The following is a 14,326-nucleotide window of genomic DNA, read 5'->3' as shown; positions in this document are numbered from 1 at the left end:
AAATCGCAGCCTACTGGATCTTGGTTAGCGCCTCCTCTGCTGCATCAAGCATTGGCTGTGCGGAGAGTTTGGAACCTACGGCACCCTGCATCCATTGCTGCGGAATCAGTTTGCCCTGGCGATAAATGCGTTCAATTTCATTCGCATAGTTCTTACCTTTCAGGTAACCGGCCAGCTGGAATTCAATGATATGTCCATACGCATAATTCGGCAAATACAGCGGGGCATTGATCATATGTGAATAAATGCCCAGGATCGGCTGATCCTTAATGCCGAATACCGGTGCATAGTACTTGTTCCAGACATCTTTTGCTATTGTATTTACAGCATCCTTCAACTGAACTGCGGTTGCATCCGGGTTTTCATACAACCACTTCCAGGTGCCGATATCCACCATCGATACACCCATGATCTCGTACAGGGCCCAGAAGTTATCCAGATCATTGTAATACTCCTGAAGCGGATTGCTATCCTTCATGTCAAGCAACATCAGGTCATTTTTCTGAAATGAAAAAGCAAGAGCTTCTGTAAAAGCTGTGTTCGGAACGCCTTTCAGAAAATAATAATCGATATCCTGCAGGTCAATCGTCTGTTCCACATTGTGCCCGAATTCATGCACCGCAATGTTATAGCCCTTATAATCCATACCGTTGCTGAAAATCCTTGTCCTTAGCAGCGATTTCTGATCCTTTGATTCAGCACCCCAGGCATGTCCCGAACCTCTTGCCGGCTCTACTTTTACCTTTGATGTAATTTGTTCTGCACGTGATTTTGTATATCCAAGCTTCACAAGAATATTCGGCAGGTCGTTCTGAACAGCCTCCGTATTCGGATATTTTGCCCTTGTTATCTTATCCAGGGTTTCTGCCGGAATTGAAGTTCTTGTTTTAAACCCGTCGTACCAGATATCAAATGGTTCCAGGTTCCTGCCCAGACGTTTCTTTATCACATCAGCCACTTTCTGAACCTGCGGTGATGTCATGTAACCGGTGAACAAAGCCTCAACGTCAGCAAGCGGAATCTCCATATCGCCTTCAAAATTCCTGAGAATATAGGTATTCTGATGAGGATAGTATTTATCAACCTGTTGCTGTGCATGAAAGAATTCAAGAAGCACATCATACCGTGTTGACGGTTCAGCTTCCGCTTTAACTTCGCTGGTTCCTTCCATTACCTTATTAGTGTAAGGATTCCATGTATACTTATCGGAATTGATAACAACCTTGGGAATTTCCTGTGAAACAATCCTCTTCATTACCTCATACAACATCTGCTGTTTGGCAAGTCCTGCGGGATCTCCGTAGTTTGTTTTAATTTCATCCCTGATATTCCAGTGACTCAGGAGTTTCATATCGGCAGGAAGAAGAGTTTTACCCTCGTTATTCACCAGTTTTCCGGCGTAAATATTGTAATCGGCGATATACACTTCCGAACGAGTATTGGCATTCACAACCAATTGATTGACTTCTGCAGGCACCCGTGAATCAAATACATCTCCCAACCGTGAATAGGCCCACTGCTTCCTTGACCACTGCGGACCAAGAGTTGTCTTTTCCTCAAGCGAGTAATAGGGGAAATTCAAGGCAATCGTAAAAGCGATTTTGTTTCCGAAAAAATCATCAGTAAAATGAGTTGAAGGATTATAGGTGCCGAATGCTTCATCCACAGGCAATACTTCACCGATATCCAGGTGAAGGGGACGCATCAGTCCAAGTGTAATTGTATTGAAACTGCCGGAGATTGTCTCGAAATTGGCAGAAATCCTGTCAAATAATTTAGCCAGTTCCACCGTATCACCCACAAAATTCTTTTTGCAGTAATCGGAAAATGCCTGGTTGTCACCATCACTTTCTTTCCAGAAAGAAGCCGCATTTCTGACGCCTTTTTCAATACGCATCTTACTGGCATCGCCAAAAACCTGAACCAACGAATCGATGGTTTGCGAGATTGTACTTTCCATTACATAAGGTTTGTTATTTGTTGTTGTGCTGGTTTGTTGCCGGTTTTGGCATGCAGTAAGCAAAACCAACAGTGGGAGAACAATTTTTTTAATCATATATAAAATGGTTAATGTGGATATTTTATATAAAAGTAAGCAGAAAATCAATCGTATAAACAGGATATAAATCAGAGAAACAGCATTTCATGCAACAGATTTTAACATTTACTCGTATATGAACCTGTATTTTTTCTTTCACCAATAACTAAAATAAACATGAAAAAAAGTTTGTTGTTAATCTCACTGGTTTCTGTTACTTTCTTTTTCGCCTGTAAAAAAGATGAAGTAAAAAGTCCCTATGACGCAAAGTACACAACCGAAACACCTGAAGAAAGCAAAGCAAAAGTTGAAGACAATGCTGTCGCTTTTGTTGATCAGTTGGATGCTATGACATCCTCAACCGGTATGCAAGTTTTACAGAATTTCAGTAATCTTCAGTCCGGTGGCAGTTATGCTATGAATCCTGTACTGACTCCCCTGTCAGCCGTAAGTAAACTTAAAGATAAATCAGCTGCACCGGCAGTATTCCAGAGTCTGAAAGCAACTGAAGAATTGTTTTACGAAGACCCTGTAAATTTCAGTGATTTATTCGATTCCATTGCCGGAAGGTACACCTATAATTTTGAAACAGAGGAATTCGACAGGACTGACCTGGCCGACCAGGTTGTATTCGAATTTCCGGGTAAGGAAACCGATATCACAAATACAGCTACTTTAACCATTAACAATTTCAAAGTTGTTGATATCACTGATCCGGTTTCTGACTGGCCTGAAGGTCTTGATCCCCAGCTTCCTGCAAGCATAAAAGTTGACCTCAAATACAATGATGCATCAGTTGCCGGAATGAGTTTTGCTGCTTCCTACCAGAGCAATGGTATGCCTACCAAAGTAACTGTAAGTGTTTTTGTTGATGATTTCAGCTTTACAACAACAGCCGTTCACAGTCCCTATACAAGCGCATCATGGACCAACACGCTGAAACTTAAATCCGATATCCTTTTTGAAACGTACATTGCTGCTAAAGGTAACTGGAGCGAAGAAAACATTGATAACAATACCACCGAAGAGACCTACTCCAATGATTACGACACATGGACTGAAACAACAGTACATTTTGAAGAAATCGTTAAAAACGCTAATGCCCACCTGATTTTGATGAATCTGAACGTTACCGGCCAGGTTGATATAAAAGGACTGGGCGATGCCATCTGGGCTCTCGATGAAAACGAAACACTGGGCGATGAAGAACGTGCACAGGCCGAAGTAGATGCTATCAACCAATTCGCCAAGCTGGTTGTCATTTACCGGGATTCCAACACCAAAATAGCAGAAGCCGAAGCATATGTAGAATCAGAATATGATGAATATTATGAAACTACAGAATATTACCCTGCACTCAGATTCGTTTATTCCGATGGTTCAACAGTAGATATGGAAACCTATGTTAACTCGGAACTCGATAATTTCTATGTTTCAATGAACGATTTTATCGATAACCTGAATGCTGAATATGATCTAAATCTTGGCCATGTAGGTCCACAGACACCTGTAAAATAAATAAACCTGACCAATGAATCTTCAATCCGGGCCTCTCGGGGTCCGGATTTTTTTATTTCACGATAACAAGGTAATAGGTGGCTCCGTAACCGGTCCACATTCCCAAACCACCCTTAATATTTGATTTCAGAAGATTATTGCTTGTGGCCAGGGGATTGGCTGATGCAATAACTTTGCTCTGGTATACATTCCAGAAATCAAACTGCTCCTTATCAATAGTGCAAAACTTAATACTCACTGTATCGCCTTTTTCAAAGTAATTTTCTTTCTCCACATCAGCGAGACTGGAATAACCCCGCAGAAATCCCATTTCAGCGGTTTTTCCGTTGATCATCACATCGTTGAATGTTGAAATATTGGTTGCTACATAGCGGCTGTCTTTGCCCTTTCGCTTATACAATAGCCTGTAGTAATTTGCCTTTGAACCGTCATCACTGAGCCTGATCCAAATCCTGCCTTTTGTTTCCATCCCCGGATCGGTTTCAAACCACACAGAATCGAGTTCAACCGGTTCAGGTATGGTAGTGGATGCTGTTATGGTGTCGTATTGCCGTGTGATTGTATCAAATTTTATAATCTCCAGCGTGTATGATTGATTGTACGTACCTTTAATACGGGAACTCTTATACAGGTAAGGTGGAAAATAGCTCTGATTCGGCTTCAGCGTCAAAATTTCATGATCTGAACCGGAATACAACGTAACCTTGGCATGGGTTTCACTAAAATCAATGATATTGTTTGAATCGATGGCTGAAAAATATGGCGCTGAATGCGAAAGAATTACCTGGGCCGGCATTCCGTTTTCAATCCAGCCCTCGATTACCATTTGTGAGGGAGTAACAGGAAATGAAAGATCCAGCTCCTTCTCACAGGACAGAACCAGTGATAAAACAGTAACAAAACAGCTTAATTTTATAATGGTTTTCATGTTCTTCAGAATTTAAAATTCCAGGAAACGGAAGGCATGACGGGGAGAATGGAAATCTGTTTAGGCTTGACCGATAAACTGTGTTCATTTACGATATCACCTTGTATATCAAAATAAACAAGAAACGGGTTCGCGCGATTATAAACGTTAAGCACAGATATATTCATCGAAGATTCAAATTTTTCCGTTCTTTTTATCAGGAAATTTGCCGACACATCGAGCCGGTGATAGGGTGGCATGCGATAGCCGTTTGTAGCGCTGTATTGGGTGTTGATATTGTTGTCGAAAATATACATCTGCACAGGTACTGTTATAGCATTTCCGGTAGCGTAAATAAAGGCCATGGATAAATCCCACTTTTGATTCAGCCTGTATGAAGCCGTGAAATTGGCCTCATGCCTTCTGTCATACTTGGCTGGAAAAGGATTTCCATAGTTAATCTCATCAAATTGCCTTCGTGAATATGCGAGTGAATAAGCAACTGTTCCTGTTAATTTACCTGCCGGCTTCTGGAAAAAGAACTCAATTCCTGTTGCATAGCCCTTGCCGGTTGTGAGACTGTTTTCAAATGAGACATCCTGCAATGAGGCACCCAGTCCATACAATAATTCCACCTGGTTACACAGGTTTTTATAATATGCCTCTACTGATGTGATAATTGTATTCCTGAATATATTCCGGTAGTAACCCAGTGTTAACTGATCACCGAATTGAGGTTTCGTATGCGAGGTGCTTGGAATCCAGATATCAGAGGGCATTGTAACCGATGACGCCGATGCCACATGTATATATTGGTAATTACGTGTATAAGAAGCTTTTACAGATGAAGCATCAGAAGTGCGGATCCTTATGGACAGCCGGGGTTCAGGATTGGAATATGATTTCACAGTTTTAAAGTTTCCGTAAACTACCGTATCCTGTATCTGTCCCTCGTTCAGATTATACTGGTTGTAAGGTCCCAGTTGCCTGTAATGGTTTAACCGGATGCCGGCCATTATCCTGATTAGTGGATTAATATCCTTTTCCCATGAAAAAAAGGCAGCACCTTCAAATGCCATAAGGTCCTGGTATGTGCTGTAATTCAGGTCAACCTGGTTGATTGTAAGCATGAACCGGTTAGGTACAAACGTGTAGTATTTTGCTTCAAAGCCTGCCCTTAAAGTTCCCAGGTTTTTCGTCTGCCTGTTATACTCAAGCCTGTAATTCCAGTTGCTCACAGATGAATACAAATCCATTGAAATGATAAACTGTTCGGCACTGTAACTGAAATCATACTTGCTGTAACTGAGCGTGTTCTGCCAATAAGTACTGTCATTGCTGATGTGATTCCAGTTCAGTGACAGGAGAGTGTTCCCCCAACCGATCCTGGTTTTATAGCGAATGTCTTCCCGGTTCAGGTTAAAATTATCCCTTCCTTTGTAAAAGTTAAGTCCGATCCGGTCTTTAGAAGTTAGTTTGCCGTTTACTTTGGCATTAAAGTCATACATTCCATAGGTGCTTCCGTTCAGTATTCCGCCTGAATCGGGCTTGATCAACATTTCGGCAAGAGGCTTCAATACTTCATTCACATAACTTTTTCTGAATGAAACAACATATGAAAGTTTGTTTTTTATAAGAGGGCCCTGAATGGAGGCTTTTGAATAAATGAGTCCCAGTGTACCTTGTGCATGATGCTTTTCATAATCACCTTCAATTGTTTTTACAGCAAGCACCGATGAAATTCTGCCACCATAATTGGGAGGGATCCCGGATTTGATTAGAGTGGCATTACTGATGATATCCGAATTGAAAACGGAAAAGAAACCCAGCACATGCGAGGGATTATATACAAGGGCATTATCAAGAAGGATCAGGTTCTGGTCTACATTTCCGCCCCGAACGTAAAATCCGGTATTTCCGTCGCCTGAACTTTGGATACCCGGTGAATAATGCAGCGCCCTGATCAGGTCAGCTTCGCCCATAAACGACGGGAGGCTTTTAATATCTTTCGCAGTCAGTTCCAGCATCCCCGTCTTTGTGTTGCTTGCTGAGGCAGATGTATTTTTTGCTGAAATAACTACATCTCCTGACCGGATGATAGCCTGACTTAGCCTGACATCGAGCCGGCTATCCGTCGTAATAAAAGTATCTATTCGAATGGTACGGTAACCAATGTACGAGAAAGTAAGGGCTATTCTGCCTTTTGCAGCGTCAAGGCTGAAATAGCCCTCTGTATTTGTGACTGTTCCTGTTGAAGCGTCCTGTAAATAAACGGTGGCGCCTATCAAAGGCTCCAATGAAGCTGAATCACTTACAATACCTGTAATTTTCAGGTTCTGTGAAATCAGCAAACCTGCATTCAGAAGAAGCAGTGCCGTGAGAATGAAAAGTCGCTTCAACGCCAAAAACGGTGAATATATTTCTATTTCGAAGGAACCACGCTTACAATGTTCAATTCAGTATCCTGTGACAGCCATTCCTTGGTTTTGGGTCCAAAAGCTTTGAAATAGCTCATTGAAAAATGATTATCAACAGCACCCTGGTTTTTCCATACTTCAACAAAAATAAGCTTGGTTGAATCGTAAGGGTTTTGATACAGCATATAACTTTCGCATCCCGGTTCCATATTAGAACTGTCGATTATAAACCTGGCTTCATTAATGAATTGGTTTACAAATCCGGGTTTAAGGTAAATTTTAGCGGTGATCATTTTTTTAACCGAATCGGCCGGCGGCTGGTTGTCGGCAACACCCGCCTTTTTATTTGTGCAACCGATGGTCATCACAAGCATAAATGCTACAAGGGCAGTAAGAATTGATGTTTTCATGTTGAAATGTTTTTGTTCAGCAAATATAACAAGTGCTGTTTGATTTACCGATTTACGATTTACGATTTACGATTTACGATTAAGCGATTATCGAATAGTGACTGGTGACTGGTGACTGGTGACTGGTGACTGGATATTGGATACTGGATACTGGATGCCTCCCGTCCTATAGGTCTCATAGGTCGCATTGGTCCCATGAATGAACACTGAACACTGAATACCGAATACCGACTACTGATCACCGTTTTATTTATGAACAAGCCGGGAGCAGATTATAGCAACTGCCGAAGCTACATTGAGTGATTCAACATGCGATTCAGAATCATTTACTGCCGGTATTGTAATTTTTTTTGTAACAAACCTGTCTATTCCCGGTGAAAGCCCGCGGCTCTCATTACCGAAAAGCAATATGCCTTTTTTAATGCCTTGAATTTCATTTACGGGTATTCCTTCCATAAACGTCCCGTAAATCATGAAATCTTCTTTTGAGAATTTCTGAAGTACTGATTCAAGAGGCACATAGTGGATCTTTTCATTCATAACCGCACCCATTGAAGCCTGGATGACCTTAGGATTATAGCAGTCGGCACATTGCTCGCTGCACAGAATATTTTTTATACCGAACCAATTTGCTGTTCGGATAATGGTTCCCAGGTTACCCGGATCCTGTATGGTATCCAGTCCTAAAGAAACCGTGCTTTGAATTTCATCCCAATCAGGCTGGTACTGCGGAATGTTCATAAGGGCCAGAACAGGAGGCGCGGTTTCAAATGATGATATTCGCGAAAGTTCTTCCGCACCGGCTTCGTTTACTTCTTTTACGCGGTCTGACAGGATATCACGGTTAATACAAAGCCATTCGGAAGTAGCACAAAGCCATTCAACCTGCAGATCCGAGCGGTGAAGAAGATCCCTTACAATTTTATCGCCCTCAATGACAAACTGCCCGCTGCTTTCCCTGAATTTTTTGATTTTCAGGGAATTCAAATGTCTCATTCGGTTTTTACTCAGCATGAAACCGTTTAATTTGGGATTAAAGGTATCAAATTCAAAGGGAATTTACGATTTACGATTTACGATTCTACAGGATTGGGGATTTCGATTTGAGACTAATAAATTGTTAAACACTTTTTATTGAATACAGTTATATTTGTCATACCGGTAAAAACATCCGGGCAAAGCGGAATTTTCCGATGTTTCAAAAACGAATTGCATTTTTGCTTCACCGTGTTTTCAGTGCAGGATTGCCTGTCCTGTCTGTCATTGTTTTAACCGGATGTTCACAGGCCAGGTATGTTCCGAAAGGCGATTACCTTCTGAGCCGAAACAGGATAGAAACCCGTCAGAAGTCGGATATAACCCAGGAAGAATTACAGGGTTATGTTCTGCAGAATCCAAATAAAAGGATGTTGGGAATACGGCTTTATCTCTTTCTTTATAATCTTTCCAATCCGGCAAAAGAAAAATGGCCTCATAACTGGCTCAGAAAAATCGGCGAAGAACCTGTCATCTTTGATTCCACCCTCACAAAAACCAGTGTTGACCAGTTGAAACAGTTTCTGTCCAATAAGGGATATAACAATTCTTTGGTAAAAGATACCGTTCGCTTTCACCGTAAAAATGCTTCAGTGCTTTACCGGATTGAATACGGAAAACCATACAGGATCCGAACGATCAGGTATGTTTTTGAAGATACCGCACTGGCACCGATCATTCTGGCCGATACGGTCAATTCGATTCTCCATAAAAATATAGTTTTTAATAAGGACAAGCTGGGACTCGAGCGCACAAGAATTGAATCGTTGCTGAAAGAAAAAGGCTATTTTAATTTTTCAAAAGAATATATCTTTTATGAGGCCGTCACCAATTCACTCACTGACAGTGTCGGACTGACAATGCATGTAAAGGAATACATCGCAGGCGAACCAGATCCGCATACAAAAATAAGGCCCCATCCAAAGTACAGGATCCGCGAAGTGCAGGTATTTCCGGATTTTGCCGACAATTTTGGAAACAACAAAAAAATAAACGATACGGCATTTGTAAAGAATGTTTATTTTCTGACACCGGGCCGACCGAATCTCAAGCCAAACGCCATAATGAGCAGGAATTACATTCTGCCCGGTGAATATTACAAGCTGAGTGATGTGAACAGGACTTACAGGAATCTTTCAAACCTGAGCATTGTGCGATTTACAAACATTACGTTCAAGGAAGCTGACAGTATCTCAGGTTTCGGAAATGACAGGTACCTGGATTGCAGGATTGAGCTTACGCAGAAGAAACTGCAATCTCTGCAGTTTGAAATTGCCGGTACCAATTCCTCCGGCGACCTCGGGGCCAGGGGAAGTCTTGTGTATTCCAATTTTAATTTATTCAGGGGTGCTGAAGTGCTGAATATGAGGTTTACCGGTGCACTTGAATCGCTTAAGAACCAGACGAACGGACAATACAAGAGCATGAGGGAGTTTGGTATCTCATCAAATATTGTCTTCCCGAAGTTCTTTGCCCCATTCCGTTTTGAGGGATTTGTAAAACGATATGCTCCCAAAACGTCCATTGCGGCCTCCATCAATTACCAATCTCGCCCCGACTATACCCGTTCGATAGCCAACGCATCATTCTATTATAAATGGAACTCAACACCCTACCTGAGTCATACCTTTTATCCGATAGAACTGAATTATATAAGGATATACAAAATTAATTTCAGCAAAGAACTACAGGACTTTATCACCAATTCACCACTTGCTTACAGTTTCGAGAACCATGTCATCAACGATATACGGTATACCCTTGAATTAAATAATCAAACTCTTGGCAAAAGCAGGAATTTTGTGTTTACCAGGGTAAACCTTGAATCGGCTGCTTTTTTCCTGCACCTGGCAAACAACGGTTTCAACCATCAGAATGACAGCAGCACCTACCGGTTGTTTAATGTTCCTTATTTTCAGTATATCCTTGGAGATGTTGATCTCAGGTATTACAATGTAATCGACAGGCAAAACAGAGTTGTGATGCGTGTTTTTGCAGGGGCCGGGGTTCCATATGGAAATTCAAACGCTCTGCCATATGAAAAGAAGTATTTCTCGGGCGGGCCAAACAGCATGAGAGCTTGGGGCACAAGGGACCTGGGACCGGGTTCTTACGTGGATAAAACTTCTGACTCATTGTTTTATTTCCCGAACAGGAATGGGGATATAAAACTGGAAGGCAATATTGAATACCGGTTTAAGCTTATATGGAAGATAGAAAGCGCCTTATTTTTAGACGCCGGGAACGTATGGAATATGAAAAAGGATCCTGAGAAGCCAAACGCAGAATTCAGCTGGAACCGCTTTTATAAAGAGATAGCCGTTGCTTCAGGGTTGGGATTCCGTTTTGACTTTTCTTTTTTCCTGTTACGGGTGGATATTGGTTTAAGGTTGAGAGATCCTTCATTTACCGACGGAGAGAGATGGACTAATCCGTTTCACAACTTCGATTTCGGCGATCTGCATTTCAAATTCGGCATCGGATATCCGTTCTGACGAAATATGAAAGAAAAATTGCGTAACCTGCTCTCGCTGTCCTCCGGCGAAAGAAAAGGAGTGTTTGTCCTTTTTATAGTTATTTTCATTATCCTGGCTGTCCAGGCCTGGTTTACTTTTCGGGTTCCCCGTCAAAAACAGGTGACAGACACTGCGTTTCTGAGGCAACTTGACTTGTTTGAACAAGGCCTTACCCAGAAACGTGACACTAATAAAAAAACTACAGGGATAGAAAACGCTGATTATCCTGAAACCGTTTATGATGAAGGAGAAAATGCTGAATTATTTCCCTTTGATCCGAATACTGTGACAGCAGTAGAAATGAAACGACTGGGTTTCGAAACCAGGGTCATCCGGACTGTCGAACATTACAGGCAGAAGGGCGGCCGTTTCAGAACGCCTGAGGACTTGAATAAAATATATGGTATCTCGCCGTTTATGGTGAACCGGCTTAAACCTTATATAATAATAAGTAATACCGGACAAAATATAAAACCGGAACCACTATTGTCAGCGGACATCAACAGGGCAGATTCTATTTCGCTTTTGAAAGTGAAGGGAATAGGCCCCGTCCTGGCCGGCCGGATCATAAAATACAGGCTTTTGCTAGGAGGTTTCTGCAATGTGGAACAGTTAAAAGAAGTGTACGGGATGCCCGACAGCGTGCCTGAGATAGCAGGGAAGAATTTTTATGCCGATACCTCATTAATTAAGCGATTAATTTTGAACACGGCCACCGAAAAAGATCTTGCCCGGCATCCTTACATTAAGTCCTATGCGGCAAAAGGCATTATCAGGTACAGGGAACAGGTAAAAGAAATAAAATCGGGTGAAGAGCTTGTGAAGAACGGATTGCTGACCAGGGAGCAATATGAAAAAGTGAAGTATTATATAAAACCTTGAAAAAGAATTTAACGCAAAGGAGTTATCAAGCTTTGAACAAGGTTGAAGGTTATTAAATCGTGGCAATTATCGTTACGCCGTCCGTAAGAAACCTACGGTTTTCACAGAGTACGCAAAGTGCCAAAACCTTCGGTTTTGGTTTTCTCAAACCGTAGGTTTGAGCCTTTGCGTTCTTTGCGTCAAACCGTAGGTTTCTTATAATGAATTTAATTTTGAAACGGAATATTACAGAAACTATATTCAGGTTAACTAAACCTTTGCGGTTATTTTTTTTCTAATCCAGCATGTATGATTTGTTAAAAAACTCCCTGATTTTTAATTTCTTTTAACATCAAAGGCATTCTGGTTGTTTTAATTTTTAGTAAATTTAATCAGAAACAATAGCTGGCTGATCAAAGGTTATTATTTTGGATTCCTGTTAGTTAATTTTTTAGTATCAAAATTTGGTAGATAAGACGCAAAATCATAAATTTGCGGCTCAATTAAAAAAAACAAGTATGATCATTGTACCTATTAAGGAAGGCGAAAACATTGAAAGAGCACTTAAAAAATTCAAACGTAAATTTGAAAAAACCGGTGTTGTAAAGGAGTTAAGGTCAAGACAGGCATTTGTAAAGCCGTCCATGCGCAAGCGTGAAATCGTAAAAAAAGCAATTTACGTGCAGCATTTGCAGCAGGCAGAAGAATAGGTTTCTTTTTCCGGGATAATCCAAAGTATCCTTATCAGCCACTAATTATCCCGTATCATGAGGCATTTCGGAGATTTTTTACAGTATATCCAGTACATACGACAATATTCTCCACACACTGTTCAGTCTTATAAAAAAGATCTGGAACAGTTTTGTGTTTTCTGTAATTATACGCATGATCAACATGAGTCGGTGATAGATCACCGGCAAATCCGGAACTGGATCATAGAATTGATGGAAACGGGTCACTCGGCCCGTTCTGTGAACCGGAAGATATCAGCATTAAAAACATATTTCAGATACCTTATGAAAGAAGGGATTGTTACAAACAATCCGGTGAATAAGGTATTGTCGCCCAAATCGGAAAAGAAGCTTCCCGCTTTTGTTAAGGAAAATGAAATGGATCATTTGCTTGATGACACCGGTTTTGAGGGCGGTTATACGGGTTTGCGTAACCGTACTATAATTGAAACTTTTTATAATACGGGAATGCGTATATCGGAACTGATCAACCTGAAAGTATCCGACATCGATTTTTCCAAGGAAACAATTAAGGTTCTCGGCAAGAGAAACAAAGAACGGATCATACCCTTCAGCCGGTTGTTTTCGGATGTTCTTCAGCAGTATTCGGAAGCCAGGTCAACAATGGCCCCGGAAGGTGAATGGTTTTTTGTCACCGCTAAGGGCGTAAAAATGTATCCGCGGCTGGTATACCGGGTTGTAAGGAATTATCTTACCCTGGTGACTACATCCGATAAAAAGAGTCCTCATGTGCTGCGGCACACATTTGCCACACACATGTTGAATCACGGGGCCGATCTGAATGCCATCAAAGAATTGCTGGGGCATGCGAATTTGTCGGCCACCGAGGTGTACACTCATAATACTTTTGAGAAGTTAAAATCAGTATATAAACAAGCTCATCCCAGAGCATAAACCATTTAGGAGGAACAGTCATGAATATCAGAATTAACGCAGTACGTTTTGATGCCGATTCAAAACTTGAAGAATTCATTGAGAAGAAAGTAAGCAAACTGGCCCGTTACTTCGATGATATTATTAATGCCGAAGTGTACCTGAAACTGGAAAACACACCGGATCTGGAGAATAAAATCACTGAAATCAAATTATATATTCCCGGCGGAGAACTTTTCGCAGAAAAAAAGACCAAATCATTTGAGGAATCCACCGATATTGCAGTTGATGCGTTGAAGCAGCAAATCCTTAAACATAAGGAAAAACTGCGCGGGATATAAAAAGAAAAATAATTTTTGTGATATTAATAAATTGTTATACATTTGCGAACCGATTTTGGAGGGTATTGCCGATGTAGCTCAGTTGGCCAGAGCAGCTGATTTGTAATCAGCTGGTCGGGGGTTCGAATCCCTCCATCGGCTCGCAAAAAAATTGCTTTGTTCTTTTTTTAGGTTTTTAATTTCAACATAGACCGGGTGACCGGTTTATTTGTGAAGGGGGAGATACCAAAGTGGCCAACTGGGGCAGACTGTAAATCTGCTGGCTGATGCCTTCGTAGGTTCGAATCCTGCTCTCCCCACAAAAGGATTTTTGATTTAGAGATTTACGATTTCAGATTGTGTTCCCTCCAGGTCAATCGGAAATCAACAATCGAAAATCGGAAATTTTTTATGCGGGAGTAGCTCAGTTGGTAGAGCATAACCCTTCCAAGGTTAGGGCCGCGGGTTCGAGTCTCGTCTCCCGCTCTCACCCGTCCGAAGCTTTAGCGAAGGCGGGTCGGAAGAACCGGAGGATTGGCAAAGTGGAAACGTCCGCCTTCGCCAAGGCTTCGGCGGATAAAAGCCGATGTAGCTCAGATGGTAGAGCGTTTCCTTGGTAAGGAAGAGGTCACGGGTTCAATTCCCGTCATTGGCTCAAAAGTGTATGAATTTTAATATC

11 protein-coding genes and 4 tRNA genes are annotated in these 14,326 nt (G+C 41.5%); 10 read left to right on the top strand and 5 right to left on the bottom strand.

Annotated features, from left to right (window positions below; genetic code table 11):
• Positions 1-10 precede the first annotated feature (10 nt).
• Positions 11-1,960, bottom strand: a complete 1,950-nt coding sequence (locus VK179_08620) for a hypothetical protein (protein ID HLO58788.1) — start codon at positions 1,958-1,960, stop codon at positions 11-13.
• A 255-nt stretch (positions 1,961-2,215) separates the two neighbouring features.
• Between VK179_08620 and VK179_08615 the strand changes: the two genes are divergently transcribed.
• On the top strand, positions 2,216-3,556 hold the full coding sequence (locus VK179_08615; GenBank protein ID HLO58787.1) for a hypothetical protein: 1,341 nt from the start codon (positions 2,216-2,218) through the stop codon (positions 3,554-3,556).
• 52 nt (positions 3,557-3,608) lie between these two features.
• Here the strand turns inward: VK179_08615 and VK179_08610 are convergent, their stop codons facing one another.
• The 4 genes from VK179_08610 to VK179_08595 form a co-directional block, all read right to left on the bottom strand.
• A complete protein-coding gene (locus VK179_08610) occupies positions 3,609-4,484 on the bottom strand; it encodes a DUF4249 domain-containing protein (GenBank protein HLO58786.1) in 876 nt (291 codons plus the stop codon).
• A 5-nt stretch (positions 4,485-4,489) separates the two neighbouring features.
• The gene (locus VK179_08605) at positions 4,490-6,868 is read right to left on the bottom strand and encodes a TonB-dependent receptor (protein ID HLO58785.1); all 2,379 of its coding nucleotides are present in this window, start codon (positions 6,866-6,868) and stop codon (positions 4,490-4,492) included.
• 17 nt (positions 6,869-6,885) lie between these two features.
• On the bottom strand, positions 6,886-7,290 hold the full coding sequence (locus tag VK179_08600; GenBank protein HLO58784.1) for a putative quinol monooxygenase: 405 nt from the start codon (positions 7,288-7,290) through the stop codon (positions 6,886-6,888).
• Between the two features lie 246 nt (positions 7,291-7,536).
• Positions 7,537-8,286, bottom strand: a complete 750-nt coding sequence (locus VK179_08595) for an RNA methyltransferase (GenBank protein HLO58783.1) — start codon at positions 8,284-8,286, stop codon at positions 7,537-7,539.
• Between the two features lie 197 nt (positions 8,287-8,483).
• Between VK179_08595 and VK179_08590 the strand changes: the two genes are divergently transcribed.
• The 9 genes from VK179_08590 to VK179_08550 all read left to right on the top strand — a co-directional run bounded on the left by VK179_08590 (position 8,484) and on the right by VK179_08550 (position 14,302).
• Positions 8,484-10,820 carry a BamA/TamA family outer membrane protein gene (locus tag VK179_08590; protein ID HLO58782.1) on the top strand — a complete coding sequence of 779 codons (2,337 nt, stop codon included), beginning with the start codon at positions 8,484-8,486 and terminating at the stop codon, positions 10,818-10,820.
• Between the two features lie 6 nt (positions 10,821-10,826).
• The gene (locus tag VK179_08585) at positions 10,827-11,723 is read left to right on the top strand and encodes a helix-hairpin-helix domain-containing protein (protein ID HLO58781.1); all 897 of its coding nucleotides are present in this window, start codon (positions 10,827-10,829) and stop codon (positions 11,721-11,723) included.
• Between the two features lie 497 nt (positions 11,724-12,220).
• Complete coding sequence (gene rpsU / locus VK179_08580; GenBank protein ID HLO58780.1) at positions 12,221-12,412, top strand: 30S ribosomal protein S21; 192 nt, start codon at positions 12,221-12,223, stop codon at positions 12,410-12,412.
• Between the two features lie 57 nt (positions 12,413-12,469).
• A complete protein-coding gene (gene xerA / locus VK179_08575; GenBank protein HLO58779.1) occupies positions 12,470-13,348 on the top strand; it encodes a site-specific tyrosine recombinase/integron integrase in 879 nt (292 codons plus the stop codon).
• A 20-nt stretch (positions 13,349-13,368) separates the two neighbouring features.
• The gene (raiA, locus tag VK179_08570) at positions 13,369-13,668 is read left to right on the top strand and encodes a ribosome-associated translation inhibitor RaiA (protein ID HLO58778.1); all 300 of its coding nucleotides are present in this window, start codon (positions 13,369-13,371) and stop codon (positions 13,666-13,668) included.
• 67 nt (positions 13,669-13,735) lie between these two features.
• Positions 13,736-13,809, top strand: a tRNA-Thr gene (locus tag VK179_08565).
• A gap of 75 nt (positions 13,810-13,884) precedes the next feature.
• Positions 13,885-13,967, top strand: a tRNA-Tyr gene (locus tag VK179_08560).
• Positions 13,968-14,060: 93 nt separating this feature from the next.
• Positions 14,061-14,133, top strand: a tRNA-Gly gene (locus VK179_08555).
• A gap of 96 nt (positions 14,134-14,229) precedes the next feature.
• Positions 14,230-14,302, top strand: a tRNA-Thr gene (locus VK179_08550).
• Positions 14,303-14,326: the final 24 nt, after the last annotated feature.

This window comes from Bacteroidales bacterium, from assembly GCA_035299085.1.
Taxonomy (GTDB): domain Bacteria; phylum Bacteroidota; class Bacteroidia; order Bacteroidales; family UBA10428; genus UBA5072.
The sequence above is the reverse complement of the archived record's forward strand: the minus strand, read 5'-3'. Positions and strand labels throughout refer to the sequence as shown.